26 protein-coding genes are annotated in these 21,922 nt (G+C 73.5%); 17 read left to right on the top strand and 9 right to left on the bottom strand.

The genetic code is table 11. The features are described 5' to 3' along the window. Positions 1-86 precede the first annotated feature (86 nt). Complete coding sequence (locus FS793_RS09450) at positions 87-719, bottom strand: hypothetical protein (protein ID WP_144720236.1); 633 nt, start codon at positions 717-719, stop codon at positions 87-89. 157 nt (positions 720-876) lie between these two features. On the opposite strand from FS793_RS09450, the gene FS793_RS16605 reads away from it, so the two are divergent. From FS793_RS16605 to FS793_RS09425, 5 genes are all read left to right on the top strand, one after another. Then, the gene (locus FS793_RS16605; RefSeq protein ID WP_260980101.1) at positions 877-1,512 is read left to right on the top strand and encodes a MarR family winged helix-turn-helix transcriptional regulator; all 636 of its coding nucleotides are present in this window, start codon (positions 877-879) and stop codon (positions 1,510-1,512) included. A gap of 342 nt (positions 1,513-1,854) precedes the next feature. Continuing rightward, complete coding sequence (fgd, locus tag FS793_RS09440; protein WP_144720235.1) at positions 1,855-2,859, top strand: glucose-6-phosphate dehydrogenase (coenzyme-F420); 1,005 nt, start codon at positions 1,855-1,857, stop codon at positions 2,857-2,859. Beyond that, positions 2,856-3,521: an NAD(P)H-binding protein gene (locus FS793_RS09435; RefSeq protein WP_144720234.1), complete on the top strand. Its 666-nt coding sequence runs from the start codon at positions 2,856-2,858 to the stop codon at positions 3,519-3,521. Before fgd ends, FS793_RS09435 begins: the two co-directional genes overlap by 4 nt. Positions 3,522-3,591: 70 nt before the next feature. Next, positions 3,592-4,491, top strand: a complete 900-nt coding sequence (locus tag FS793_RS09430; RefSeq protein WP_260980100.1) for a CPBP family glutamic-type intramembrane protease — start codon at positions 3,592-3,594, stop codon at positions 4,489-4,491. A gap of 56 nt (positions 4,492-4,547) precedes the next feature. Continuing rightward, positions 4,548-4,928 carry a VOC family protein gene (locus FS793_RS09425; protein ID WP_144720233.1) on the top strand — a complete coding sequence of 127 codons (381 nt, stop codon included), beginning with the start codon at positions 4,548-4,550 and terminating at the stop codon, positions 4,926-4,928. A gap of 88 nt (positions 4,929-5,016) precedes the next feature. Here FS793_RS09425 and FS793_RS09420 read toward each other — a convergent pair whose 3' ends face one another. After that, positions 5,017-5,394: a VOC family protein gene (locus FS793_RS09420; RefSeq protein WP_144720232.1), complete on the bottom strand. Its 378-nt coding sequence runs from the start codon at positions 5,392-5,394 to the stop codon at positions 5,017-5,019. A gap of 71 nt (positions 5,395-5,465) precedes the next feature. Between FS793_RS09420 and FS793_RS09415 the strand changes: the two genes are divergently transcribed. Together FS793_RS09415 and FS793_RS09410 are read left to right on the top strand one after the other, a co-directional pair. Further along, a complete protein-coding gene (locus FS793_RS09415) occupies positions 5,466-6,431 on the top strand; it encodes a nucleoside hydrolase (protein WP_144720231.1) in 966 nt (321 codons plus the stop codon). A gap of 76 nt (positions 6,432-6,507) precedes the next feature. Beyond that, entirely contained in the window at positions 6,508-7,200 is a 693-nt protein-coding gene (locus tag FS793_RS09410) for a MerR family transcriptional regulator (RefSeq protein WP_144720230.1), read from the top strand. Between the two features lie 43 nt (positions 7,201-7,243). Here FS793_RS09410 and FS793_RS16600 read toward each other — a convergent pair whose 3' ends face one another. From FS793_RS16600 to FS793_RS09395, 3 genes are all read right to left on the bottom strand, one after another. After that, on the bottom strand, positions 7,244-9,169 hold the full coding sequence (locus tag FS793_RS16600) for a hypothetical protein (RefSeq protein WP_260980099.1): 1,926 nt from the start codon (positions 9,167-9,169) through the stop codon (positions 7,244-7,246). An 85-nt stretch (positions 9,170-9,254) separates the two neighbouring features. Next, positions 9,255-10,439 (bottom strand): MalY/PatB family protein, encoded by a 1,185-nt coding sequence (locus tag FS793_RS09400; protein WP_144720229.1) that lies wholly within the window; start codon positions 10,437-10,439, stop codon positions 9,255-9,257. Positions 10,440-10,452: 13 nt separating this feature from the next. Next, positions 10,453-10,950 carry a beta-class carbonic anhydrase gene (locus tag FS793_RS09395; protein ID WP_260980098.1) on the bottom strand — a complete coding sequence of 166 codons (498 nt, stop codon included), beginning with the start codon at positions 10,948-10,950 and terminating at the stop codon, positions 10,453-10,455. Between the two features lie 207 nt (positions 10,951-11,157). Between FS793_RS09395 and FS793_RS09390 the strand changes: the two genes are divergently transcribed. The 5 genes from FS793_RS09390 (at position 11,158) to FS793_RS09370 (ending at position 14,984) form a co-directional block, all read left to right on the top strand. Beyond that, entirely contained in the window at positions 11,158-12,480 is a 1,323-nt protein-coding gene (locus FS793_RS09390; protein ID WP_144720228.1) for a saccharopine dehydrogenase family protein, read from the top strand. A 72-nt stretch (positions 12,481-12,552) separates the two neighbouring features. After that, on the top strand, positions 12,553-13,338 hold the full coding sequence (locus FS793_RS09385; protein WP_144720227.1) for a hypothetical protein: 786 nt from the start codon (positions 12,553-12,555) through the stop codon (positions 13,336-13,338). Positions 13,339-13,434: 96 nt separating this feature from the next. Further along, entirely contained in the window at positions 13,435-13,881 is a 447-nt protein-coding gene (locus tag FS793_RS09380) for a pyrophosphatase (RefSeq protein ID WP_186329426.1), read from the top strand. Continuing rightward, positions 13,881-14,399, top strand: coding sequence for an AAA family ATPase (locus tag FS793_RS09375; protein ID WP_144720226.1), 519 nt, complete (start codon positions 13,881-13,883; stop codon positions 14,397-14,399). Before FS793_RS09380 ends, FS793_RS09375 begins: the two co-directional genes overlap by 1 nt. Positions 14,400-14,525: 126 nt before the next feature. Next, the gene (locus FS793_RS09370) at positions 14,526-14,984 is read left to right on the top strand and encodes a protein-tyrosine phosphatase family protein (RefSeq protein ID WP_144720225.1); all 459 of its coding nucleotides are present in this window, start codon (positions 14,526-14,528) and stop codon (positions 14,982-14,984) included. Between the two features lie 10 nt (positions 14,985-14,994). On the opposite strand, the gene FS793_RS09365 is transcribed toward FS793_RS09370, so the two are convergent. After that, entirely contained in the window at positions 14,995-15,396 is a 402-nt protein-coding gene (locus tag FS793_RS09365; RefSeq protein WP_144720224.1) for a PPOX class F420-dependent oxidoreductase, read from the bottom strand. Positions 15,397-15,471: 75 nt separating this feature from the next. Here FS793_RS09365 and FS793_RS09360 point away from each other — a divergent pair, with 75 nt between their 5' ends. Then, positions 15,472-16,608 carry an FAD-dependent monooxygenase gene (locus tag FS793_RS09360; protein WP_144720223.1) on the top strand — a complete coding sequence of 379 codons (1,137 nt, stop codon included), beginning with the start codon at positions 15,472-15,474 and terminating at the stop codon, positions 16,606-16,608. A 22-nt stretch (positions 16,609-16,630) separates the two neighbouring features. Here FS793_RS09360 and FS793_RS09355 read toward each other — a convergent pair whose 3' ends face one another. Then, a complete protein-coding gene (locus FS793_RS09355) occupies positions 16,631-17,032 on the bottom strand; it encodes an NUDIX hydrolase (RefSeq protein ID WP_144720222.1) in 402 nt (133 codons plus the stop codon). A gap of 55 nt (positions 17,033-17,087) precedes the next feature. On the opposite strand from FS793_RS09355, the gene FS793_RS16810 reads away from it, so the two are divergent. Then, on the top strand, positions 17,088-18,053 hold the full coding sequence (locus tag FS793_RS16810) for an endonuclease domain-containing protein (RefSeq protein WP_144720221.1): 966 nt from the start codon (positions 17,088-17,090) through the stop codon (positions 18,051-18,053). A 70-nt stretch (positions 18,054-18,123) separates the two neighbouring features. Continuing rightward, positions 18,124-18,783 carry a GNAT family N-acetyltransferase gene (locus FS793_RS09345; RefSeq protein WP_144720220.1) on the top strand — a complete coding sequence of 220 codons (660 nt, stop codon included), beginning with the start codon at positions 18,124-18,126 and terminating at the stop codon, positions 18,781-18,783. A gap of 16 nt (positions 18,784-18,799) precedes the next feature. Here FS793_RS09345 and FS793_RS09340 read toward each other — a convergent pair whose 3' ends face one another. Then, complete coding sequence (locus tag FS793_RS09340; RefSeq protein ID WP_144720219.1) at positions 18,800-19,285, bottom strand: DUF2087 domain-containing protein; 486 nt, start codon at positions 19,283-19,285, stop codon at positions 18,800-18,802. Between the two features lie 35 nt (positions 19,286-19,320). Then, the gene (locus FS793_RS09335; RefSeq protein ID WP_092503597.1) at positions 19,321-19,758 is read right to left on the bottom strand and encodes an Lrp/AsnC family transcriptional regulator; all 438 of its coding nucleotides are present in this window, start codon (positions 19,756-19,758) and stop codon (positions 19,321-19,323) included. Between the two features lie 91 nt (positions 19,759-19,849). Here FS793_RS09335 and ddaH point away from each other — a divergent pair, with 91 nt between their 5' ends. Both ddaH and rocD read left to right on the top strand, forming a co-directional pair. Then, positions 19,850-20,692: a dimethylargininase gene (gene ddaH / locus FS793_RS09330; RefSeq protein WP_144720218.1), complete on the top strand. Its 843-nt coding sequence runs from the start codon at positions 19,850-19,852 to the stop codon at positions 20,690-20,692. Then, on the top strand, positions 20,689-21,909 hold the full coding sequence (gene rocD / locus FS793_RS09325) for an ornithine--oxo-acid transaminase (protein WP_144720217.1): 1,221 nt from the start codon (positions 20,689-20,691) through the stop codon (positions 21,907-21,909). Before ddaH ends, rocD begins: the two co-directional genes overlap by 4 nt. Positions 21,910-21,922 lie beyond the last annotated feature (13 nt).

Below are 21,922 nucleotides of genomic sequence, written 5' to 3'. Positions count from 1 at the left end.
GCGTCGCGAGGACCCGGATCCGCGCACGTTCCCTCGTGCATGACGAAGGGCCGCACCTCGCGGTGCGGCCCTTCGTGCTGGATGGGTCAGCCCTGGTGGCGTCGGCTGTGGCCGCGCTCGGGCAGGTGCTCGGCGCGCACCGCTCGGGCGATGGTGCGCAGGGTGCGCATCGTCGCCTCGTGGTCGGCGTGGCTCACGCTCGCCGCCATCGTGCGCTCGACGGCCTCGCGGCCCGAGCGGTGCTCGGCGAACGCCACGATGCGCGCGGTGCGCAGGATGCGGCGGTCGAGCCGGCGCTGACGGCCGCGGGCTCCGCGGTGCTCGGTGCGCTCGTCGCGCATCCGCTCGCCGTGCTCGCCCTCGGTCTCGCGACCGGGGCCGAAGCCCTGGCCGAATGGACCCCGGCCGAACGGACCCGGGCCGAAGCCCCGGCCGCCGTGCCCGATGGGCCGGCCGAACGCGCGGCCGGGGTGCATGCCGCGCCCGACGGGGCGGCGCTCGTCGCGCTCGCCGTCGTCGGTGCGGTCGGGGCCGAAGCCGTGGCGACGGGGGCCGAAGCCCTCGTGCCGGCGGGGGCCGAAGCCCGTGCGGCCGTGGCCGCGGTGCTCGCGTCCGCGGTGCGGATGCTCGCCATGCGGGTGGCCGTCGTGGGTGTGCTCGCAGCTGCGCTCGTCGCGCGGCTCGGGCGTGGACTCGTTCTGGATGTCGTGGGTGCTCAAGGTGGCTCCTTCAGGTCAGGGGCGATGCCGGGCGCCTGGGTGGCGTCGGACCGGACGTCCGCGGCTCGGGTCCGTGGGGATCGAGGGGCGGATGCGGTGGTCGTTCCTGTCGCATCGCAATGCATGTCGAAGTGCATGCATATGTAGGATGACATGCATGTGCCCGTCACGTCAAGACCCCGCATCCGACGAATCCGTCGCAGCCGTCGCCGATGCGCTCGACGCGCTCGCGATGCTGCGCCGCGGCCGAGGCCTTGCGGGACCCGGCGGGCCGTGGATGCGCGGTCCCGCTGGGCGCGGGCGAGGGCCGGGAGGGGGCGAGGCCGACGGCCCCGGCCCGCTCGGTCGTGGAGGTCGCGGTGGCTGGCCGCAGGGCGGCCCGCACGATGCCGAGTCCGGCGACGGCGAGCATCGCGGTCCGGGTCCGCACGGCCGCGGACCCGGCGGCCGCGGCCGCATGATGGCCGTGCACCGCGCGCTCGCGGTGCTGGCAGCGTCCGACGAGCCCATGTCGATCACCGACCTCGGCGCCGCGATCGGCATCGACCAGCCGCGCGCATCCCGCGTCGTGCAGATGCTGCAGCACGAGGGGCTCGTGCGGCGCGAGCCCGATCCCTCGGATGCGCGGCGCACGCGCATCGTCGTGACGTCGAGGGGGCGCGGCCACGCCGACGAGCACCGCGAACGCCGGGCGGCGCCCGTCGCCGAGGCGCTCGCCCCGCTCGACGAGGCCGAGCGCCGGCAGCTCGCCACCCTCCTCGCCCGCGTCGTCGAGGCCTGGCCGCGCGCCTGACCCCTCGGGGCCCGCCGGGAGCGCGACGCTGGTCGCACCTGGCTGTCGACTGGTCGCCCTTGGCTGCCAACTGCGACCAGTCATCGACCATTCGTGACCAGTCAGCGACCATTCGCGACCAGTCAGCGACCATTCGTGACCAGTCATCGACCATTCGCGACCAGTCAGCGACCATTCGCGACCAGTCACCGCAGGAAGTGGCCGATCGACGGGCGTGCCCACCTGCCGCGGAATGCCCACCCGCGCCGCTCGTTGCACCTGGGGAGGGCGGCGATAGCACGCGCGCGCATCGTGCGACAGGCAGGCGGCCGACCCGACCGAGCACGACGGAGAGGGTGCAGCATGGGGAGCATGCGCTACGGATACAAGGCCAGCGCCGAGCAGTTCACGCCCGCCGAGCTCCTCGACCTCGTGGTCGAGGCCGAGCGCGTCGGGTTCGACTCGGCCTTCATCTCCGACCACCTGCAGCCCTGGCGGCACGAGGGCGGTCACGCCCCGAACGCGCTCACGTGGCTGGGCATGGCCGCCGAGCGCACGAGCCGCATCGTGCTCGGCACCTCGGTGCTCACGCCCACGCTGCGCTACCACCCGGCCGTCATCGCGCAGGCGTTCGGCACGCTCGGCCAGGTGCATCCCGGCCGCTTCATCCTCGGCGTCGGCACGGGAGAGGCGCTCAACGAGCATGCGATCGGCGTCGAGTTCCCCGACGGCCCCGAGCGCTTCGCACGACTGCGCGAGGCCGTGCGCCTCATCCGCCAGCTGTGGAAGGAGGATCTCGTCACCTTCGAGGGCGAGCACTACTCCACCGACGGCGCGACCATCTACGACAAGCCGCACGAGCCCATCCCGATCTACGTCGCCGGCGGCGGCCCCGCCACGACGCGCTACGCCGGCCGCGTCGGCGACGGCCACATCTGCACCTCCGGCAAGGGCGACGCGTACTACCAGGAGACGATCATCCCCAACCTCGAGGAGGGGATCGCGAAGGCCGACCGCACGGATGCGGACGTCGACCGCATGATCGAGATCAAGGTCTCGTACGACCGAGATCCCGAGCGCGCCCTCGAGAACACGCGCTTCTGGGCGGCGCTGTCGTTGACGCCCGACCAGAAGCAGTCGGTGCACTCGCCCACCGAGATGCAGCGTCTCGCCGACGAGCTGCCCATCGAGCAGGTCGCGAAGCGCTGGATCGTCTCGTCCGACCCCGAGGAGACGGCCGCTGCCATCCAGCACTACGTCGACCTCGGCTTCACCCACCTGGTCTTCCACGGACCGGGCCATGACCAGCAGCGCTTCCTCGACCAGTTCGCCGAGGACGTGCTGCCGCTGCTCAAGAAGGGAGCATGATGCAGATCACGATCATCGGAGGCCACGGCAAGGTGGCGCTGCTCGCGGCGCCCCTGCTCGTCGAGGCGGGCCACGAGGTGCGCTCGATCATCCGCAATCCCGACCACGCCGACGACGTCGCCGCCCTGGGCGCGACGCCCGTCGTCGCCGACGTCGAGTCGCTCGACGTCGCGGCGCTCACGGGCCTGTTCGAGGGCTCGGATGCCGTCGTCTGGTCGGCAGGTGCAGGCGGCGGCTCGCCCGAGCGCACGCTCGCGGTCGACCGCGACGCCGCCATCCGCACGGTCGAGGCGGCGCAGACCGCAGGCGCCACGCGCTACGTGATGGTGTCGTACTTCGGCGCGGGGCCCGACCACGGCGTCCCCGACGACTCGTCGTTCCGCGCCTACGCCGACGCCAAGACCGACGCCGATGCCGCCATCGAGGCGTCGGGCCTCGACTGGGTCATCCTGCGCCCCAGCGGCCTCACGCTCGATGCGCCCACGGGCGCCGTCGAGGTCAAGCAGCTGGATGCGTCGGTCGAGCCCGACACGATCGCGCGCGCCGACGTCGCGGCGCTCATCGCAGCCGTGCTCGAGCGACCCGCGCTCACGAAGGCGATCGTCGAGGTGAACACGGGCGCGACGCCGATCGGCGAGGCGCTCGACGCGCTCGCCCGCTGACCCCTACCACCGTCTGCCGAGGCCCCGCCGCCCCTCACGGGCGTCGGGGCCTCGCCCGTAGGCTGGGGCCGTGACCGCGTCCGAGGCCACCGAGCCGCAGCCCTCGTCGGCGCAGGCGAGCGCTCGGGCAGCGCAGCCCGACCCCGCCGCGACGCATCCACTGGCCATGGTGCCCGCGGCGCTCGTGTCGCTGTCGGCGGTCGTGCTCTTCGGGTTCCTCGAGACGATCCCCGGCTACGTCATCCTGCTCTCCGGCGTCGTCGGCGGCGTCCTCACCGATCGCGCCGGACTCTCGCGACGCCTCGGCGCCGACCTCGCGGTCATCGCCGCGAGCCTCACCGTCATCAGCCTCGTCGAGCTCAAGGCCGACGTGTCGTGGGCGGGCGTCGCGCGGTTCACGATCGTGCTCGGCCTGGCCCTCGTCATCCCGTTCGTCGTGACGCGGTACGTCTACAAGGAGCGGTCGATCGCCTTCCCGTGGCGGGGTGGGCGATGGACGCGCGCGCAGTGGACGTACGTCGGCGTCGTGATCGTCGCCGCGTACCTGATCCTCCCCTTCTACTTCCTCGGCTCCGGCGTCTACCTGAACTGGCCCGAGCTCGCCGACGGCGGCGAGGTGGGCCGCTTCTTCCTCGGCGTCAACGCCGTGGGCCTGTGGGACGAGCTGTTCTTCATCTGCATCGTCTTCACGCTGCTGCTGCGCCACTTCCCGCTCTGGATCGCCAACGTGCTGCAGGCGACGATCTTCGTGTCGTTCCTGTGGGAGCTCGGCTACCAGTCGTGGGGGCCGCTGCTCACGATCCCGTTCGCGCTCATCCAGGGCCTCATCTTCAACCTGTCGAAGCGCAACCTGCTCTACGTCGTCACGGTGCACCTGCTGTTCGACGTCGTCGTGTTCCTCGCGATCGTGGTCGGTCGCAACCCCGACCTCATCTGGCTCTTCCCGCTCGCGGCGCCGCTCCTGCCCTGAGCCGCGGCGGCGGCAAGCCCCTCGTGGATGTCGGATGCCGGGGCTAGCGTCACGGCATGGCCATCGCACGCACCCCCATCGTCGTCGTCGACTGCCCCGATCCCGGAGCGCTCGCCGCCTTCTACGCCGAGCTCCTCGGGTGGGAGCACACCGCCGACGACGACGGGTCATGGGCCGAGGCGTACTCGCAGGGATGGCCGCCGCTGTGCTTCCAGCGCGCGGACGGCTTCCGCGCACCCGAGTGGCCGGGGCAGGAGCACCCGCAGCAGATGCACATCGACGTGAACGTCGACGACATCGCCGCCGCGGAGCCGCTGGTGCTCGCGCTCGGCGCGACGCTGCACGAGCACCAGCCCTCGACCGACGGCGGCTTCCGCGTCTTCCTCGACCCGGCAGGACACCCCTTCTGCCTCTGCCGCGCGAGCGACGGTCAGTAGCCGGGCCGCTCTGCCTGGCTCGCTGCGCCCGCACCTCGGGGAGCGAGCGCGGGAGCGCTGACGCGACGCTCGCAGCCGCGCGGCCGCCTCACTCCGACGCGGCCGTCCAGACGCCGAGCTGGTTGCCTGCGGGGTCGACGAACGCGAACCGGCGACCGCCGGGGAAGTCGAACGGCTCGACCGTGATCGTGCCGCCCGCCGCGCGCACGGCCGCGAGGGTCGCGTCGAGGTCGTCGGAGTACAGCTGCACGAGCGGCGGGGCAGCGCCCACGGCGATGCCGCCCTGCTCGCGACCGTCGCCCTGGATTCCGACGTAGTCGGGGCCGTACTCGACGAACGTCCAGTCGAACGCCTGCTCGTAGAACGCGCGCGCGGCCGGCAGGTCGCGCGCCGACAGCTCGACGTAGTCGATGGCGTGGTGCGGGGACCCGGCGGATGCGTCATCGGTGGTCGTGGGCTCGGACATGGCTCCTCCTCGAGTCGGTCGCCCCATCCTGCGTGGCACCACCGACATGGCGAGCGACCTAGGCTCGCAGCGTGACCAGCATCATCCTCGACGTCGACACGGGCATCGACGACGCCCTCGCGATCGCCACGGCCGCGCGCTCCTCCTCCATCGACCTCGTCGCCTGCACCGTCGTGTGGGGCAACGTCGACGTCGTGCAGGGCGCGCGCAACACGAGCGAGGTGCTCGCGCTCGCCGGCCGCGACGACGTGCCCGTCGCGGTCGGCGCCGCGGGCCCCTACGACGGCCGCGACGCCTGGTACTCGCCGCAGGTGCACGGCACCGACGGGCAGGGAGGCCACGCCGACCTCGCCTACGCCCCGCGGCTCTCGGAGCGCACCGCCGTCGAGACGATCGTCGCATCGAGCCACGCCGTCGAGGACCTCGAGCTCGTCGCCGTCGGTCCGCTCACGAACCTCGCGCACGCGCTCGACGCCGACCCCACGCTGCCCGAGCGCATCCGCCAGGTCACGATCATGGGCGGCGCGGTGCTGCGTCGCGGCAACGTGTCGGAGTTCGCCGAGGCGAACATCCACCACGACCCCGAGGCGGCGGCGAAGGTCTTCGCCGCCTCGTGGGAGGTCACGCTCGTCGGGCTCGACGTGACGATGGACTCGATCATCACCGATGCGATGCGACAGCGGCTCGCGGGCGGCGACGCGCTCGGACGGCGGCTCGCGGCGATGCTCGACGCCTACATGGACTTCTACGAGCCGATCCTCGGCGAGCGTGCCGCCGTCAACCACGACGCCGTCGCGCTGGGCATCGCCACGGGTCTCGTGCAGACCACGCGCTCGCCGCTCGCGACCGTGACGGTCGACTGCACCGACGGACCCGAGCGCGGACGCACGCGCGCGACGCTCGAGATGGTCGACGGCGCCTGGCAGGACGAGACGGACGCGCGACACCGTGTCGTGCTCGAGGTGGGGGACGGGTTCGAGCGAGCAATGCTCGACATTGTCGAGAATCCTTCGACAGGCACGACCGCCTGGGAGTAGGCTGCATCCGCCGCGGACGAGGAGAGGCCACCCGACCGACACCGCCGGCTCGCTGTCAGGTGGGGGAGGTGCTGCGATGCACGTGCGAGAGGTCAGTGCCGCCGCAGGCGTCAGCGTCGCGCTCGTGAAGTTCTACGTGCGCGAGGGCCTGCTCCACCCCGGCGTGCGCGAATCCGTCAACAGCACGACGTACGACGAGACGCATGTCGCGAGGCTCCGCCTCATCCGCGCGCTCGTCGAGGGTGGTCGCCTGTCGCTCGCCGCGGTCGGCGAGCTGCTCGAGGCCATCGACGACGACACCCTGCCGATCGACGTCGTCGTGCGCGACGCGCACCGCGCCGTGTCGCGCGTCGAGCAGCGCCCCTCCGACGAGGCGATCGCCATCGTGCGCGCTGCGATCGAGCGCGAGGGGTGGGAGGTCGGCGACGACAATCCCGGGGTGCTGCAGTGCGCTGCGGTCGTCGACACGGCCATCGGCGTCGGTCGCGCGGACGTCGAGGACATGCTCGCGGTCTACGCGACGCCCATCGAGCTCATCGCCAGGCAGGATCTCTCGGCCGTCGGTCGCGCGGCCGTGGCGCGCTCGCGCATGGCCGAGACCGTCGTGATCGGCACGGTGCTGGGCGACGCGATGCTGCTCGGCATGCGCCGCATCGCGCAGGAGCACGTCTCGCGCACGATGATGCCCTCGGAGGTGCGTCCGCCGCGCGGCGGCGGCTCGAGCGGCAGCACGCACGATCACGCCTCGCGGCCCGCCGCCGACGCCTAGCGGCCGGATGCGCGCCACGGGCGCGCGCTCGCGACGACGCTGGTCAGAGCCCGCGAGCGACGGCCGCGGCGGCGCCGAGCCACGCGCGCCGTGTCTCGGGGCGCAGCGACGCGAGACGCAGGTGACCGTCGACGATCGCCTGGTCGAAGGGGATGCGCACGACCTCGCGCGCCAGCGGACCGTAGCCGCCGATGACGCCGTCGACGTCCTGGCGCGATGCCTTCGGATCCGCCTGGCTCACGACGACGACCGAGCGCTTCGCGAGGATCGCCGAGCGCTCGTCGCGCTCGGCGAGCGCCTCGAGCAGCAGGGCGCCGGCCTCGGCATGGTCCGCCCTCGTCGTGGTCGCGACCACGATCTGGTCGGCGTGGTCGATCATCCGCAGCCACATGGGGTCGGACTCGTCGTTGCCGGAGTCGATGACGATGAGGCGGTAGTACCGCGAGGCGACGGCGTGGATGGCGTCGACGTCGCCGGGCTCGATGCGGTTCTCGTGGGCGAGGCGCATGGGCTTCGAGCGCAGCACGTCGTACTTGTCCTGCGACTGGTGGTGCACGAACGCGGCGAGGTCGCCGGCCTGCGCACCCGCGGAGAGCAGGCGGTCGGCCTGGGGCAGCAGCTCGAGCAGCGTCGCCTCGTGCGCGCCGCGCTCGGTGCGCCAGCCGAGCGTGCCGCGCGTCTGGTTGTTGTCCCAGGCGAGCACGCCGCCGCCGCCGAGCTGGGCGAAGATCGCCGACAGCAGCACGGTCGAGGGCGTCTTGCCGGCGCCGCCCTTGCCGTTCACGACGGCGATGGTGCGAGGTCCCGACCAGTGCTGGCTCACGGCGCGCTCGTCGGCGCGCTCCGACAGCTCCTCCTGGCTCGGCGCCATCTTGAGACCCATGCGGGTCATGGCGCCGCGCAGTCCCTGCTGCGCGGGCTGCGCGCGCTGCGCCGCCTGGAGGAAGGAGTGGCGGCCGTCCGCCGTCATCGGGCCCGAGAGCTCGCCGGGGGCGTAGCCGGGCTGCGCGGTCGCCTGCTGCGTCGGTGCCTGCGGCGCGGAGGCCTGCATGGGCACCTGCGGCGACGCCTGCACGGATGCAGCTGGCATGTCGGCCGCGGGCGGGGGCGCTGCGGCGAGCTGGCCCGGCTGGTAGCCGAGCGAGGGCGGCGGCGTGCCGGGTACCGCGGGCACCGCCGCGATGGGGCTCGCGCTCGGCGGACGGGTGACGGTCTCGTCGAGCAGCGGGTCGTAGCCGGGGACCGACTGGATGGGGCTGCCCGCCGGCTCGGACGCAGCGGCGGTCGCCGACGGGGCGCCCGCCACGGTGTCGTCGATCGCCGGAGGCTCGAACGACGGCAGCGCGGGCGACGGGGCGGCGGGCGCGGGGGCGGGCGACTCGTGGGTCGCGGGCAGCTCCTGCGCGCCGTGCGACGACGGTGCGGGCTCGACGACGGGCTCGGGCTCGGGCAGCTCGTCGCGCGACGCCAGCGTCGCATCCGCGAGCGGCGGCACCGTGCCGGTCTGGCCGAAGGCGGGAGCGTCGGCGGCGGGTGCCGACGACGGGGCGGGCGCGGGGGCAGGGGGAGCCGCGGGTGCGGACGGCACCTGCGATGCGGGCGCCTGCGCCTCGGGCTCCGGTGCCGCGAATGCCTGCGCGGCCGGCTGCTGCGGCACGGGCGGCCCCGCGAGCGGCGGCGTCGACGGGATCACCTCGGGCGCGGGCGCCTCGAGCTGGCGCACGTCGGTCACGGAGCCGTCGGGGTGCACGACGATGTCCCAGTGGCCGTCGGCGCCCGCGATCGTCACGCCGATGGGGCGACGCAGCGCGGCGGCGAACTCGGCGGCGTGCGACACGATCGCCGTGCGCGTCTGCGGGAACGGTCCGGGCTCGATGTGGCGGTGCGTGCCGTTGACGTCGAGCACGCCGGCACCGTCGGGGCGGATCTCGGCGCGGATGCGCGTCTGCGGCACGATCGGCTCGCTCACAGAACCCTCCAGACATCGGACATTCCGCGGATGAGGCTACTCGCATCGCGGCCCTGCATCCTGGGTGCGCGTGGGGAGCAGCGTGTCATGCTGCGTCGACCGCGGCACGCAGCCTCGCGACGCCCTCGCGCAGCACCGCCTCCGACGTGCCGACGTTCACGCGCACGTGGTTCTCGCCGCCCGCGCCGAAGGGCTCGCCCGCGTTCACGCCGAGCCCGGCACGGTGCAGCGCGACGCTCGGCGCGCTCGTGTCGGCGACGGCGCCGCCGTCGGCCCGAGCATCCGGATCGGCGAGCGCGGTGGCCGAGAGGTCGAGCCACGCGAGGTACGTGGCGTCGGGGATGCGGTGCTCGACCCCCGATCCGACGAGCAGGTCGCGCACGAGGGCGTGGTTGGCGGCAAGGCCCGCGACGACGGCGTCGAGCCAGTCGCGCCCCTGGTCGTAGGCGGCCGTGTGGGCGATGACGGCGAGGTGGTTGGGCCCGTGCGTCACGACCTCGGGGATCTCGCGCAGCGTCGCGGCCGCATCCGTGCCCGCGAGGATCGTCGCCGAGCGGATGCCCGCGAGGTTCCACGCCTTCGACGCCGACGTGACGGCGAAGCCGCGAGGGTCGACGGAGAGGTACGGCGTGAAGACGGCGCCGGGCAGCGTGAGGGGCGCGTGGATCTCGTCGACGACGACCGAGGCTCCGTGCCGTGCCGCGACGGCGGCCACGGCCTCGAGCTCGGCGCGGGTGTGCACGGTGCCCGTCGGATTGTGGGGGCTCGCGAGCAGCAGCACGGAGCGGCGGCCGCCGGCCGTCGCGGCGGCGAGCGCCGCGTCGATCGCGTCGACGTCGAGGCGCGCGTCGGCCGTGAGCGGTGCCTCGCGCACCACGCGGCCCGCGTGCCGGGTGAAGCCGTGGAACGGCGGGTAGACGGGGCTCGTCACGACGACCTCGTCGCCCGCGTCCGTGAGCATGCGGAGCAGCTCGAAGACGCCCATCATGACGTCGGCGACCGTGACCGACGCCGCCGGATCGGGCGCGAAGCCCCACCGGTCGGCGCTGAACCGGGCGTGCGCCTCCGCGTAGGCGACGCCGTGCCCGTAGCCCGTGTCGCCGTCGCGCAGCGCCCGCGCGACCGCATCCTGGATCGCCTCGGCCGGCACGACGTCCATCTCGGCGACCCACATCGGCAGCACGTCGGGCCCGAAGTGCCGCCACTTGATGCTCGTGCGCTCGCGCAGCCGCTCGAGCGGCACCTGCTCGAGCGGGTTCGGGTGCGTCATGCCGGGCGGCCGCTCAGGCGACGCGCTCGAGCAGGCCCGAGTCCACGTCGTAGAGGAAGCCGCCGACGTGCACGGAGTCGGCGATGAGCGGGTGCGACGTCACCTTGTGCACGTCCTCGGCGAGCGCGCGCCGCTGATCGGCGATCGGGTCGACGGGCAGCCAGTGCGCGTCCTGCCCGGCGGACTCGCCGACGCGCGTGAGCAGGGTCTCCTCGTCGTTCGACGCGACGGCGCAGCGCGTGTGCTCGACGATGAGGATGCGGTCGACGCCCAGCAGGTTGTTGCCGAGCACGAGCGCGACGAGCGCCCGATCGTCGACGCGACCGCCGGGGTTGCGCAGGATCTTCGCGTCGCCGGGCTTGAGGCCCAGCATGCCGAGCGGCTCGATGCGCGAGTCCATGCAGGTCACGAGCATGACGCCCGACTTGGCGATGCCGTCGAACCCCTGCAGGTCGAAGGTCTCGGCGTACGTGCGATTGGCGGCGAGGAGGTCGTCGAAGTGCTGATCCACGGCGTCCACGCTACGCCTCGTCGGATGCCGGTGGCATGCGGGGGAGATGTGCACCTGGGCGAGGCGGCAGGGCCGCGTGCGGGGATGCCGCCCCGCGCACGTGCACATGTCGCGCAGCGCGTCGTGCCCCTGACCGTTGGCATCCTCCGCCCGCGCGGGGGATGCTGGGCGCACGGGCCCGAGGTCGGCCACGAACGAGGAGAGACCATGCGCATCCTGCTCATCGGCGCCGGCGGCGTGGGCGCCGCCTTCGCCCGCATCGCCGCCCGGCGCTCGTTCCACGAGGCGATCGTGGTCGCCGACTACGCGCTCGAGCGTGCCGAGGCCGTGGTCGCCGCGATCGCCGAGCGCCACGGCGCCGAGGTCGGCGCGCGGTTCGCGACGGCGCGCGTCGACGCGTCCGACCCCGCGAACGTCGCCGCGCTGGCGCGCGAGCACCGCGCGACCCACGTCATGAACGCCGTCGAGCCCGGCTTCGTCGACGCGATCTTCGCCGGCGCGTTCGAGGCGGGCTGCGACTACCTCGACATGGCCATGAGCCTCTCGGCGCGCCATCCCGAGCGCCCGTACGAGGAGGTCGGCGTCATGCTCGGCGACCGCCAGTTCGCCAAGGCGGAGGAGTGGGAGGCCGCCGGGCGCCTCGCGCTCGTGGGCATGGGCGTCGAGCCGGGCCTCTCCGACGTCTTCGCCCGCTACGCATCCGACCACCTCTTCTCGTCGATCGACGAGCTCGGCACGCGCGACGGTGCGAACCTCGTCGTGCGCGACGACGAGGGGAACGAGATCTTCGCGCCGTCGTTCTCGATCTGGACCACGATCGAGGAGTGCCTCAACCCGCCCGTCGTGTGGGAGCGGGGGCGCGGCTGGTTCACGACGCCGCCGTTCTCGGAGCCCGAGGTCTTCGACTTCCCCGAGGGCATCGGCCCCGTCGAGTGCGTCAACGTCGAGCACGAGGAGGTGCTGCTCATGCCGCGCTGGCTCGATGCCGAGCGCGTGACGTTCAAGTACGGCCTCGGCTCGGAGTTCATCGGCGTGCTGCGCACGCTCAACCTGCTGGGGCTCGACTCGAACGAGCCCATCCGCGTGCGCTCGAAGGCCGGCCCCGTGGAGGTGTCGCCGCGCGACGTGGTCGCCGCCGCGCTGCCCGACCCCGCGACGATCGGACCGCGGATGGAGGGCAAGACGTGCGCGGGCGTGTGGGTGACGGGCACGGGGCTGGACGGCGAGCCGCGGTCGACGTACCTCTATCACGTGTCCGACAACGCGTGGACGATGGCCGAGTACGACTCGCAGTGCGTCGTCTGGCAGACGGCGCTCAACCCCGTCATCGCGCTCGAGCTGCTCGCGACAGGCGTCTGGTCGGGGGCCGGCGTGCTCGGCCCCGAGGCCTTCGACGCGAAGCCCTTCCTCGATCTCATGGCGGCGCCCGAGGCCGACGGTGGCTACGGCCAGGCGTGGGGCATGCGCGAGCAGCCGCTGCCCACCGCGGTCCCAGGCGATGCGCCTAGCATCGGCGACACGCCGGTGTGACCCCAGGGGGATGCCGGACATGACGGATCAGATGCCCTCGCCGTGAGGGCCTCGAGACCGAGGAGCCGCATCGTGCGCACCGTCCCCATCCTCGCCGGAGGCATCCTGCTCGTGCTCGCCTTCGGCACGGCGACCGCCGTCGCCGCGACGAACGAGAGCGCGCACGCCGAGGCCGCGCGCGTCACCGTCGACGCCGCCCCCGAGCCGACCGTCGTCGCCGAGTCGGTCGTCGTCGTCGCTCCCGTCGAGACGACCACGCCCGACCTGACGTGGTCGGCACCGACCGCGCAGCCGGCGCCCGAGCCGTCGGAGCTGCAGCTCGCGCCGGGCGTCGAGGTGCCGACGTTCGAGCCCGTCGACGTCGTGGATCCGGGCTCGACAGAGCTCCCCGCCGAGCTCGATGCGCGCTGCACCAACGTCGTGCCGCAGACCCTCACCGATGCCATGTGGTCCGAGCGCCAGTTCACCCTCTATGGCGTCGTCGCGCCCGACTCGACGTACTTCCCGTGGATCGGCTACCCGGCCGACGAGTTGCAGATCATGGCCGACCACTGGCTCACGAACTGCACCTGGTCGAACACGACGCTCGGGCACATCCTGCACGTCGACTTCGGCGCGGGGCTCGAGCCGACCGACGTCGCGCTGCTGCAGAGCCGGGTCGCCTCGCCCGACTGGGAGGCCGTGACGCTCTCGACCGGCGATGTGCTCTTCGTGGACGCCGCCGAGCCGTACGCGCAGTTCCCCGAGACCCAGGCGTGGCTGCTGCAGGGTGACCGCTGGATGCGGATCCACATGGTCAACGACACCGACGCCGTGGCGTTCGCCGAGACCCTGCTCGCCTCCGGCCTCACCTGGTAGACGACGGTTCGAACCGACGCGGCGACCTCGGCGACGAGGTCGCCGCGTCGCTGCGTGTGCGGCGAGTCGTGAGGGACGACGCCCCATGATGGAGCGATGGAGCTCGCAGAGCTGGCACGGCGCATCGACGCCATCAGCGCCCGGTACGCCCAGATCTACGGCTTCGAGCGCGATGGCGACTGGCTCATGCTCAAGGTGCAGGAGGAGGTCGGCGAGCTCGCGCAGGCGTGGCTCGCCAAGACCGGCCGCCAGCGCGACAAGGGGCTGACGCCTGCCGAGATCGACGAGCGGTTCGCGCTCGAGCTCGCGGACTCCATCGGCATGCTGCTCGCCTTCGCGCAGGTGACGGGCGTCGACGTCGAGCGGGCGATGGATGCGAAGTGGCTCGTGTGGGATCGACGCACGAACCAGCGCGACGACACGCTCGACGCCGACGAGCGGGCGCTCGAGGGGCGTGCGCTGCGCGGCGAGGATGCGGTCGGGCCCGGCGCCGCTCGCGCGGCCTCCGCGTCCGCGCACGACGACCGAGAGGATCCCGCCTGATGGCATCGAGCGTCGTGCTCGTGAACGGTCTGCCCGGCTCGGGCAAGTCGACGCTCGCCCGGGCGCTCTCTGCCGAGCTCGACGTGCCGCTGCTGTCGAAGAGCCTCGTGAAGGCCGGCATCGTCGGCTCGACGCCGCACATGGGGCTGCCGGGCGCGATCTACGGGGCGCTCGCGATGGACGTCGTGTGGGCCCTCGTGGGCCGCAGCGACGAGCCGCCGATCGTCGACTCGCTGTGGATCCGCTCACGCGACCTCGGCTTCGTGCAGGAGGGGCTGCGGCGCGCGGGCTCGCCGCACGTCGTCGAGGTGTGGTGCGACGTCGATCCCGCGGTCGCGCAGGCGCGGGCGCTCGCGAGCCGCGACCGGCTGCGCACGCGCGAGCGGTTCGCGCGCGAGTGGGACGACCTCGCCGCCGAGGCCGGCCCGCTGGGCATCGGCGACCTGCTCGAGGTGCCGTCGCTCGAGCCCGTCGATGCGACCGACGTCGCGCGGGCGGTGCGGGCGCTGCTGCGCTGACGGACTCCGGACGCGGTTCGCCGCTCGGCGCGCGGGTGCGTCGATTGGCGCGCATTGGCGCCGATCGATGCCGTCGCATCGCGGAAGATGGCCATTCGACGCCGGAGGCCGGGGCAGGATGGCGGCATGGAGGCTGCGAGCGGTGGGCGACGGGCGTGGGATGCGGATGCTCCCGGCGTCGTGACGCTGCCCGACGGGCGCAGGGTGCGAGGTCGCGGCGTGCGCCGCGGCGCCGTCGCGCCCGGCGACGAGCCCGACCTCGGCGCGTACCTGCTCCCACGAGCGCCCGAGGTGCCGTGGCCGAGCGTGTGGATCGCGTGGCCCGACTTCCGGCTGCCGCGCGACCCCGTCGCCGCCGTCGCGGCGCTCGCACGCATCCACGACGCAGCCCCGGAGCAGCGGGTCGAGGTCGCGTGCGCCGGCGGCATCGGCCGCACGGGCACGGCGCTCGCGATCCTCGCCCGCATGAGCGGCGTGCCCGCCGCCGACGCGGTCGCGTGGGTGCGCGAGCACTACGACGCACGCGCGGTCGAGACGCCGCGGCAGCGGCGGCTCGTCGCGGCGGTCGCGCTGCCCGACGCGTGACGCGCGACGGCTAGGACGCGGCGCCGGGCTCCGCGAGCACGATGACGACGCGCTCGACCGAGCGACGCCGCACGAACCCGGCGACGCGCTCGACGCCCGAGATGAGGCGGTACTGGAACCCGTACTTCGCGGCGATCGCCGACCGCACGCGTGCGACGGTCGCGGCATCCGAGTGCACGGTCGCATGCAGCTCGACCGGGTCGGTGCCGGGCGTCGGCGTGCCGCGCACGTCGCTCTCCTGCACGACGACGCGTGGCGTGCGGCGGATGCGCTTGGCCTTCCATGCGTTCGAGTGCGTCGTGAATCCCGCGGTGCCGTCGCCGAGCGGCGCGATCCAGACGGGCGTGCCCACGCCGTCGCCGTCGCGCTTGAACGAGGTGAGCAGCACGTAGGTGGCCTCGGCGATGCGCATGCCTCGATCGTCCCACCCGCGAGCGCGACGCGCGCGCCCTGTCGGCGCACGGGCCGCGCGGCTAGCCTCGACACCATGCGTGAGGCCATCGTCGTCGGAGCAGGCATCGGCGGGCTCGCCGCCGCGAAGGGGCTCGTGGATGCGGGCTGGCGCGTGACGCTGCTCGAGGAGGACGCCGCGCTGCGCGAGGTCGGGGCCGGCATCGCGCTCAGCCCGAACGGGCTCGCGGCGCTCGACGCCCTCGACCTCGGCGATGCCGTGCGCGCCGTCGGCGTCGAGGCGCTGCCGCAGGGTGTGCGCACCGCGCAGGGCACGCGGCTGCAGCGCGGCGCCGAGCTCGCCTCGAGTGCGCTGCTCGGCATCCACCGCACGACGCTGCACCGCATCCTCGCCGACGCCGCGAGCGGTGCCGAGGTCGTCACAGGCGCGCACGTCGTGCGCGTGCATCCTGGATCTCGCGCCCGCGTCACCACCGTCGAGGGCGGCGAGCAGCGTGAGCGCGTCGCCGACCTCGTCGTGGGCGCCGACGGCATCGACTCGCTCGTGCGGGCGGCGATCCGCACGGATCTGCCGGTCGACTACTCCGGCTCCACGTGCTGGCGCGGCGTCGTCGCGCGCCGTCCCGAGTCGCCCGCGGGCGGCATGCAGTGGTACGGCGCGGGCTCCGAGGCGGGCCTCGTGCCCATCGACGGCGACCGCGTGTACTGGTACGTCGCCGCCCGCGCCCGCATGGGGCGCACGGCGCGCGACGAGCACGCAGCCGCGAGGGATGCCGTGCGGGGGTTCGAGGAGGTCGTGCGCGCGCACGTGGCCGCCGAGCCCGAGACGCCCGTGCTGCGTCACGACATGCGCTACCTGCCGACGGGGCTGCGCACGTTCGTCGCCCCGGGCGTCGCGCTGCTGGGCGACGCCGCGCACGCGATGCTGCCGACGATGGGCCAGGGCGCGGCGTCGGCGCTCGAGGACGCCGCGACGCTCGGCGTGCTCGCGCAGCGCGACGACGTCGACGACCTGCTGGGTGCCTACGACCGCCTGCGCCGCCCGCGCACGCAGCGGCTGCAGCAGCTGTCCCACCGGCTCTACCGGTCGGGCATGGAGGTGCGGAACCCCGTGCTCGCCGCCGCCCGCAACGGCGTCTTCCACCTCGCGCCGACGCTGGTCGCCGAGATCGCGGCCGACTGGATGCTGCGCTGGAGCCCGCCGAGGCGGTGACGCCGCGACCGGTGCGGTCGGCCTAGCGCTGCGCCGCCACCAGCAGCGGGAAGACGTGCACGCGGTTGAGCGGCGCCTCCTGCGGATCGTCGATGCCGACCACGGGGTCGATCCAGCGCGCGTCCTCGAGCTCGGCCTGCACGACGGGGTCGATCTCGCCGTCGTGCGCGAACACCGTCGCCCGCACGGTGAAGCCGGCCTCGTTGGCGGCGACGGCGTCGAAGACGCCCACGAGCCGCAGCGACTCGGGCGCCACGACGACGCCGAGCTCCTCGTGCACCTCGCGCGCCGCGCACTCGGCGGCGGTCTCGCCACCCTCGGGCTTGCCGCCGGGCAGCATGAACATCGACGTGCCGCGCTTGCGCACGGTGAGGATGCGCCCGTCACGCGCGAAGCAGACCGCCGAGACCGTGATGATGCCCACGCGTCGAGGCTAGCCATCCGCGCGCCAGACAGCTGGTCGCCGCCTCCCGTCCGAGATGCGGTCGGAGCGACGGCTGCGGTGGAATGCGTCCTCCAGCGCCTCCACAGACCGCATCCGCGCGGATCGATCCCCAGGAGCGCCGTGCGATGCCCGCGTTCCGTCGCGTCTGCGCCACCGTGGCGGGATGCTCGACCCACTGCTCGACCGGCTCGGCGTCCTCTCGGCGGCGCAGCTCGACGCGATGGGCGTCACGCGACGGAGCCGAGACGAGGCGGTCGCTCGGGGACGCCTGGTGCGTGTCCGCCGAGGATGGTTCGCGCGCCCCGACGCCGACCGCACCGTCGTCGACGCGGTGCGCGCCGAGGGGTGCGTCTCGTGCGCCAGTGCGTTGCGCCTCCGTGGCGCATGGGTGCCGGAGGGGCTGGCGGGACGGCACGTGCGCCACGCAGATCACCGGCGGGAGCAGGGTCGCCGAGGCTGCCTCCCGCACGGTGGCAATCCTCCGGTGCGAGCGGCCCTCGACGATCTCGAGACGGCGTTCCGGTGCGTGCTGAGGTGCGGCTCCGCGGAGGACGTGGTCGTCATCGCCGACTCGTTGCTGCACCTTCGTCTCGTCACGCTCGAGGACCTCGCCGCCTCGGCGCGGTCTGCTCCTCGTTGGGTGACCGGCCTCCTCGCCACGACGGATCGTGCCGAGTCCGGGCTCGAGTCGATCGTTCGGGTGCGCCTGCGGTCCTGCCGTCTCCGCGTCCGTGCACAGGTCTGGATCGGTGCGCGACGCGTCGACCTCGTCGTCGGCGACCGGCTCGTGATCGAGTGCGATGGCGCAGAGCACCACGGTGGTTGGGCAGCGCAGTCCGCCGATCGCGCGCGCGATCGAGCGCTCGTCGCCTCGGGCTACCTGGTCATGCGCGTGACGTACCGCCAGGTGCTCGACGACTGGCCCGCGATCGAGCAGGAGATCCTCGCCGTGGTGCGCCGCCGCGAGCATCGATGGCCGCGCCGCCGAGATGCGGTCTGAGCGCTCGGTGGGGTGCGATGCGTCCGCGTCCGAGCGCTCCGGCCGCATCCGCGCGCGGTAGCGTCGCCGCATGCGCTCGTGGCCCCTCTTCGACCTCGTGCTGCGCACGCCCCGGCTCGAGCTGCGGCCGCTGCGCGACGAGGACCTCGACGACGTCGTCGACGCGGCGATCAGCGGCATCCACGGCGACGAGGTCACCCCGTTCCCGCTGCGGTGGAACGTCGGCACGCCCGACGAGGTCCGGCGCCGCGTCGTGCAGTTCCAGTGGCGGCAGCGCGCCTCCCTCGAGCCGAGGGACTGGGCGCTGCAGCTCGGCGTGCGATTCGAGGGACGCGTCGTGGGCGTGCAGGACGTCGGTGCGACGGACTTCGCGCTGCGCCGCACCGTCGAGACCGGATCGTGGCTGCGGCAGGACGTGCACGGGCGGGGCATCGGCACCGAGATGCGCGCCGCCGTGCTGCTCTTCGCCGTCGACCACCTCGGTGCCGAGGTCGCCGAGACGTCGTACGCCGAGGGCAACGCGCCGTCCCGCGGCGTCTCGACACGGCTCGGCTACGTCGACAACGGGCGCACCCGCATGCGGATCGCAGGCGTCGGCGACGACGATGCGACCGTGACGACCGACCACCGCATGCGGCTCGAGGCCGCCGACCTCCGCCGACCCGACTGGGCCCTGCAGGTCGAGGGATGGGATGCCGCGCGGCGCGACCTGCTCGGCGACGACGCCTGACGGCGCCGAGCCGGCGTCAGCCTGCGCGCCGGTACGCGCGACCCTCGAGGTCGCGGTCGAGCAGGCCGGCGTCGACGAGGTCGCGGCGCAGCGTCGCCGGGTCGCGCCAGACCTCGCCGAGCCGTGCCGTGACGGTGCGCTCGTCGACCTCCTCGTCGGCGGCGACCGCCTGCTCCATCGCCCAGCGCATGAGGTCGAGACGATCGGCCATGCGGCGCGGCCACTCGTCGATGCGGCCGTCGTGCACGAAGCGCTCGACGCCCGTGCGGCTCGGCGTGCGCTCGAGCGTCGCCGTGAACGGGTCGCGCGGCCACACGAGGCCGTCGACGACCGACACCAGGCCGACGCGCTCGAGCGCCTCGAGGCGCCGCCGCTCGACGGCCGTCAGCCGCTCGGCGACGATCGGCGCGAGCCGCGCAGCGGCCACGGTCGCCTCGGCGAGCAGCAGTCTCCGGTCGTCGTCGGCGAGGATGGCGAGCAGCGGACGAGGGTCGGATGCCATGCCGTCAGGCTAGCCAGCGTCCGCCGCCATCGAGGTCAGCCCGCGACGCGCGTGACGAGCTTCGACAGCACGATCGCCGAGCGCGTGTGGTCGACCGACGACGCGGCGCGCACCTTCTCGAGCGCCTCCTCGAGCGCGATGACGTCGCGGGCGCGCATGATGACGATCGCGTCGGCCTCGCCCGTGACGGTGCCGGCCTCGACGATCTCGGGCACGCCCGAGAGGATGCGCTTGAGGTCGGTGGGCGAGACGGTGCCGCGGCAGAACAGCTCGACGTACGCCTCGGTCGCGAGCCCCTCGACCTTCGGATCGACCTGCACCGTGAACCCGCGGATGATGCCGTCGGCGACGAGACGGTCGACACGGCGCTTGACGGCGGAGGCTGACAGGCCGACGACCTGCCCGATGTCGCCGTAGCCGGCTCGGGCATTCGAGCGAAGCTGGTCGATGATGCCCTGATCGATGCGGTCCATGCGCAAGAATCTACAACCAGACCATGACATTCGCAGGCATCCTGCGTGGGATCCGCCTGAGGCGCGCGAGATCGCTGCGACGATGGAACGCATGCAGCCCGAGCTCGCGACCATCCCGCCGACCGAGTCCGACCGCGTCGCCACGCACAGGACCGTGCTCATGTGCCGACCCGACTTCTTCACGGTCAGCTACCGCATCAACCCGTGGATGCATCCCGAGCATCCCACCAGCACGCAGACCGCCGTGACGCAGTGGGAGACGCTGCACGCCGCCTACGTCGCGCTCGGCTACGACGTGCACCTCATCGCGCCGATCGATGGTCTCAACGACATGGTCTACTCGGCGAACGGCGGCTTCACGCTCGACGGCAAGGCGTACGGCGCCCTCTTCACCTACGAGCAGCGCGCGCCCGAGGGCCCCGCGTACATGGCCTGGCTCGAGGAGGCCGGGTTCGAGGTGCACGCACCCGCGCACGTCAACGAGGGCGAGGGCGACTTCCTCGTCGCAGGCGACGCGATCCTCGCCGGCCACGGATTCCGCACGACGCTCGAGTCGCACGACGAGCTGCGCCGCATCTTCGACCGCGAGGTCGTGAGCCTGCGCCTCGTCGACCCGTCGTTCTACCACCTCGACACGGCCATCGCGATCCTCGACGACGCCAACGTCGCCTACCTGCCGAAGGCGTTCGACGACGCGAGTCGCGCGGAGCTCGAACGGCGGTTCCCGGACGCCGTGGTCGTGAGCGACGACGACGCGGCCGTGCTCGGCCTCAACTCCTTCGGCGACGGCCGCTCGATGGTCATCGCGTCGCGTGCCGCCGGCTTCGACCGCGACCTGCAGGCGCGCGGCTACGCGACCGTCGGCGTCGACCTCTCCGAGCTGCTGCTCGGCGGCGGCGGCGTGAAGTGCTGCACCCTGGAGCTCCGCCGGTGAGCGCCTCGTCGACGCAGACCCGCACGGCAGCCGCCATCGCGCAGGTCGAGCAGCATGCCGCGCACAACTACCACCCGCTGCCCGTCGTCGTGGAGTCGGCGTCCGGCGCCTGGGTCACCGACGTCGACGGTCGCCGCTACCTCGACTGCCTCGCCGCCTACTCCGCCGTGAACTTCGGTCACGGCAACCCGCGGCTCGTCGCGGCGGCGAAGGCGCAGCTCGACCGCGTCACGCTCACGAGCCGCGCCTTCCACTCGGCAGCGCTCGGGCCGTTCGTCGCCGAGCTGGCGGCGCTCGCCGGCAAGGACATGGTGCTGCCGATGAACACGGGTGCGGAGGCCGTCGAGTCGGGCATCAAGATCGCGCGCCGCTGGGCGTACGAGGTCAAGGGCGTGCCGGCCGGGCAGGCCGAGATCGTCGTGGCGGCCGGCAACTTCCACGGCCGCACGACCACGATCGTGTCGTTCTCCGACGACCCCGACGCGCGCGAGGGCTTCGGGCCGTTCACGCCCGGCTTCGTGACCGTGCCCTACGGAGATGCGGATGCGCTCGCCGCCGCGATCACCCCGCGCACCGCCGCGGTGCTGCTCGAGCCCATCCAGGGCGAGGCGGGCGTCGGCATCCCGCCTGCCGACTACCTGCCGCGCGTGCGCGAGATCACGCGCCGCGAGGGCGTGCTCATGATCGCCGACGAGATCCAGTCGGGTCTCGGCCGCACGGGGGCGACGTTCCGCTGCCAGCAGGTCGACGTCGTGCCGGACCTGTATCTGCTCGGCAAGGCGCTCGGCGGCGGGATCGTGCCGGTGTCGGCCGTGGTGGGCGACGCCGACGTGCTCGGCGTGCTCACCCCCGGCAGCCACGGATCGACGTTCGGCGGCAATCCGCTCGCCGCCGCCGTGGGCCTCGAGGTCGTGCGGATGCTCGCGGAGGGCGACATGCAGGCGCGCGCGCTCGAGCTCGGCGCGAGGCTCGAGGCGGGGCTGCGCCGTCTCGTCGGTCGCGGCGTGACCGAGGTGCGCTGCGCCGGCCTGTGGGCGGGCATCGACGTCGATCCCGACGTGGCGACGGCACGCGAGGTGTGCCTGCGGCTCATGGACGCGGGCGTGCTCGCGAAGGACACGCACGGTCAGACCGTGCGCCTCGCGCCGCCGATCGTCATCACGGAGGCCGAGGTCGACCTGCTGCTCGAGGCCTTCGAGGGGGCGCTGGCGGGCTGAGGCGACGATCGCT

The organism is Agrococcus jejuensis (assembly GCF_007679035.1).
GTDB classification, from domain to species: domain Bacteria; phylum Actinomycetota; class Actinomycetes; order Actinomycetales; family Microbacteriaceae; genus Agrococcus; species Agrococcus jejuensis_A.
This window is presented reverse-complemented; position numbering and strand designations above follow the sequence as displayed.

Bases quoted from the DNA above. Each gene is read 5' to 3' on its own strand.
- FS793_RS09375 (WP_144720226.1), top strand. From the start codon at position 13,881: ATGGCATCGAGCGTCGTGCTCGTGAACGGTCTGCCCGGCTCGGGCAAG.
- FS793_RS09420 (WP_144720232.1), bottom strand. From the start codon at position 5,394: ATGTCCGAGCCCACGACCACCGATGACGCATCCGCCGGGTCCCCGCAC.
- FS793_RS16605 (WP_260980101.1), top strand. From the start codon at position 877: ATGTGCCCGTCACGTCAAGACCCCGCATCCGACGAATCCGTCGCAGCC.
- FS793_RS09400 (WP_144720229.1), bottom strand. From the start codon at position 10,439: ATGACGCACCCGAACCCGCTCGAGCAGGTGCCGCTCGAGCGGCTGCGC.
- FS793_RS09370 (WP_144720225.1), top strand. From the start codon at position 14,526: ATGGAGGCTGCGAGCGGTGGGCGACGGGCGTGGGATGCGGATGCTCCC.
- FS793_RS09335 (WP_092503597.1), bottom strand. From the start codon at position 19,758: ATGGACCGCATCGATCAGGGCATCATCGACCAGCTTCGCTCGAATGCC.
- ddaH (WP_144720218.1), top strand. From the start codon at position 19,850: ATGCAGCCCGAGCTCGCGACCATCCCGCCGACCGAGTCCGACCGCGTC.
- FS793_RS09340 (WP_144720219.1), bottom strand. From the start codon at position 19,285: ATGGCATCCGACCCTCGTCCGCTGCTCGCCATCCTCGCCGACGACGAC.
- FS793_RS16810 (WP_144720221.1), top strand. From the start codon at position 17,088: ATGCGGTCGGAGCGACGGCTGCGGTGGAATGCGTCCTCCAGCGCCTCC.
- FS793_RS09360 (WP_144720223.1), top strand. From the start codon at position 15,472: ATGCGTGAGGCCATCGTCGTCGGAGCAGGCATCGGCGGGCTCGCCGCC.
- FS793_RS09410 (WP_144720230.1), top strand. From the start codon at position 6,508: ATGCACGTGCGAGAGGTCAGTGCCGCCGCAGGCGTCAGCGTCGCGCTC.
- FS793_RS09425 (WP_144720233.1), top strand. From the start codon at position 4,548: ATGGCCATCGCACGCACCCCCATCGTCGTCGTCGACTGCCCCGATCCC.
- FS793_RS09435 (WP_144720234.1), top strand. From the start codon at position 2,856: ATGATGCAGATCACGATCATCGGAGGCCACGGCAAGGTGGCGCTGCTC.
- FS793_RS09365 (WP_144720224.1), bottom strand. From the start codon at position 15,396: ATGCGCATCGCCGAGGCCACCTACGTGCTGCTCACCTCGTTCAAGCGC.
- FS793_RS09380 (WP_186329426.1), top strand. From the start codon at position 13,435: ATGGAGCTCGCAGAGCTGGCACGGCGCATCGACGCCATCAGCGCCCGG.
- FS793_RS09345 (WP_144720220.1), top strand. From the start codon at position 18,124: ATGCGCTCGTGGCCCCTCTTCGACCTCGTGCTGCGCACGCCCCGGCTC.
- FS793_RS09390 (WP_144720228.1), top strand. From the start codon at position 11,158: ATGCGCATCCTGCTCATCGGCGCCGGCGGCGTGGGCGCCGCCTTCGCC.
- fgd (WP_144720235.1), top strand. From the start codon at position 1,855: ATGGGGAGCATGCGCTACGGATACAAGGCCAGCGCCGAGCAGTTCACG.